Here is a 2500-nt window from a genome sequence, read left to right as displayed (position 1 = left end):
CGCTCGGCGTGGCGGCCGCGCGCGGCCTGCCGAGCTTCCGGCCCACCACGCAGTTGCCGTATCGCGCGTTGATCGCCTCGCTCGGCGCGCTGTGGCGTCAGCACCCGGCGCTGCGGCGTGCCGCGTTCGCGCAGGGCATCCTCGCGATCGGCTTCAGCGGCTTCTGGACGACGCTGGCCGTGATGCTGCACGGCGCGCCGTTCCATCTGGGCAGCGCGGCGGCCGGTGCGTTCGGCCTGGCCGGTGCGGCCGGTGCATTGGCCGCGCCGCTGGCTGGCCGGCTGGCCGACCGCCGTGGCTCGGAATTCGTCACGCGGCTCGGGATCGGCGTGGCCACCGTGTCGTTCGCCGCGATGGGTTTCGCCCCGTGGCTGCCGGTGACGGCGCAGCTTGCCCTGATCGCGTTGAGCACGGTGGGCTTCGACCTCGGCTTCCAGTCCACGTTGATCGCGCATCAGACCATCGTCTACGGCATCGATCCGGCCTCGCGCAGCCGGCTCAACGCGGTGCTGTTCGTCGGCATGTTCGTGGGCATGTCGGCCGGCGCGGGGTTGGCGACCTTGCTGTTCGCGCAGTGGGGCTGGACGGCGGTGGTTGTGCTGGCCGTGGCCACCTCGCTGGCGGCGCTGGCGGTGCGGATGCTGGGCCGGCGTTGAGTTGCTCGATGTAATGTTTGAAGGCGGATAAGCGGGCGGGCCGGATGGCTCGCCCGTTTTGTCATGGATGGGCGGCGGCGCGCCGTTGACGCGCCAGGGCGATCTGTCGACAATCCGCAGACCATTCATGCGCGGGTTCGCCGACCGAGGATGTCATGCCGCTACGTTTGAACGCATCGTTGTGCAGTGTGGGGTGGCTGGTTGCCCTGTCGATGGGGGAGGCCGGTGCGGCGGAGGCGGTTGCGCGGCCGGCTTCGGATGCCGTTGCGTCTGCATCGCCCGTTGCGTCGGCTTCATCGGCCTCATCCGCTTTGCCCGCGCAGGCCGCATCGGCGCCGTCCGCCGCGAGCGCGCCGTCCGCACATCGCCCGCGCGCCGCCGATGCGTCTGCCACCCCATCGCATGGGAGCGACGACACCGGCCACGTCATCCCCGTACCGCCCGAAACCCGCTCGGTCACGCGCCATTCGATCCGGCTCGACGGCCGCACGCTCGACTACACCGCCACCGCCGGCAATCTGCTGCTGCGCGACGATGCAGGCGAGGCCACCGCGAGCGTCTTCTATATTGCTTACACCGCGAACGGCAAGCGCGCCGCGTCGCGGCCCGTGACGTTCCTGTTCAACGGTGGCCCGGGCGCGGGCACGATGTTCCTGATGATGGGCTCGTTCGGCCCGAAGCGGGCACATACGGCAAGCCCCGCCGTCAGCGGGCCGGCGCCCTACCCGCTGGCCGACAACCCCGACAGCCTGCTCGACCAATCCGACCTCGTCTTCATCGACGCGGTGGGCGCCGGCTTCTCGCGCCCGGTCGGCCACGCGACGGGCAAGAACTTCTGGGGCGTCGACAGCGACCTGAGCGCGTTCGACCATTTCATCGAGCGCTACCTGACCGTCAACGGCCGCTGGGATTCGCCGAAGTACCTGCTCGGCGAATCGTATGGCACCGCGCGGGCCGCGATGCTCGCGCATCGGCTGAACGACAGCAACATCGCGTTGAACGGCGTGATCCTGATGTCGTCGGTGCTCGATTCGGCGGCGTTCTCGCCCGGTTCGGATTTCGAGAGCGAAAGCTATCTGCCGACGTATGCCGCGATTGCCTGGTATCACGATCGCCTGTCGCCGAAGCCGCCGAACCTGCCCGCGTTTCTCGACGAGGTGCGGGCGTTCGCGCGTGGCCCGTATCAACAGGCGCTCGCCGCGGGCGACGCGCTGCCCGACGCCGAACGCGACGCGATCGCCGCGCGCATCGCCGGCTACACCGGGCTCGACGTGCAGTTCATCAAGGATGCACGGCTGCGCGTGGGGCCGTCGCGGTTCCGCAAGCAGTTGCTGCGCGGCGAGTCGCGCAGCCTGGGCCGCTACGACGCGCGCTTCGAGGGCATCGATTACGACGATGCGGGCGAGCGCCCCGATTACGACGTGTCGGCGACGAGCATTTCGAGCGTATTCGACGCGGCCCTGCACCAACATCTCGCGCAGGATCTCGATTACCGGCCGACCGATCGATATCGCGTGTTCAACGACGCGGCCTTGCGCCAATGGGACTGGAAGCATCGCGCCTGGTGGGGCGAGCAATTGGCCGTGCCGTATGCGGCGGGTGACCTGGCCGAGGCGATGCGGCAGAACCCGAAGCTGCGTGTGCTGTCGCTGAATGGCTATTTCGATCTGGCGACGCCGTTCTACGCGACCGAATATGCGCTGTCGCATCTCGGCCTGGACCGCTCGCTGCGCGCGAACCTCGCGCTGCGCTACTACCCGACCGGCCACATGATCTATCTCGACGACGCTGCGCTGCATGCGATGAAGGGCGATCTTGCGCGCTTCTATCAGGCGTCGACGCCG

General features: G+C 69.0%; 2 protein-coding genes. Both read left to right on the top strand.

Going from position 1 to position 2500, the window contains the following annotated elements; all coding sequences use genetic code 11:
- Positions 1-656, top strand: a 656-nt coding sequence (locus tag ACYP33_RS33935; RefSeq protein WP_459625490.1) for an MFS transporter, incomplete at its 5' end; no start/stop codon positions are given.
- 155 nt (positions 657-811) lie between these two features.
- On the top strand, positions 812-2500 hold a 1689-nt coding region (locus tag ACYP33_RS33930), incomplete at its 3' end, for a S10 family peptidase (protein ID WP_459625489.1).

It is taken from the genome of Burkholderia sp. 3C, assembly GCF_054589155.1.
This window is presented reverse-complemented; position numbering and strand designations above follow the sequence as displayed.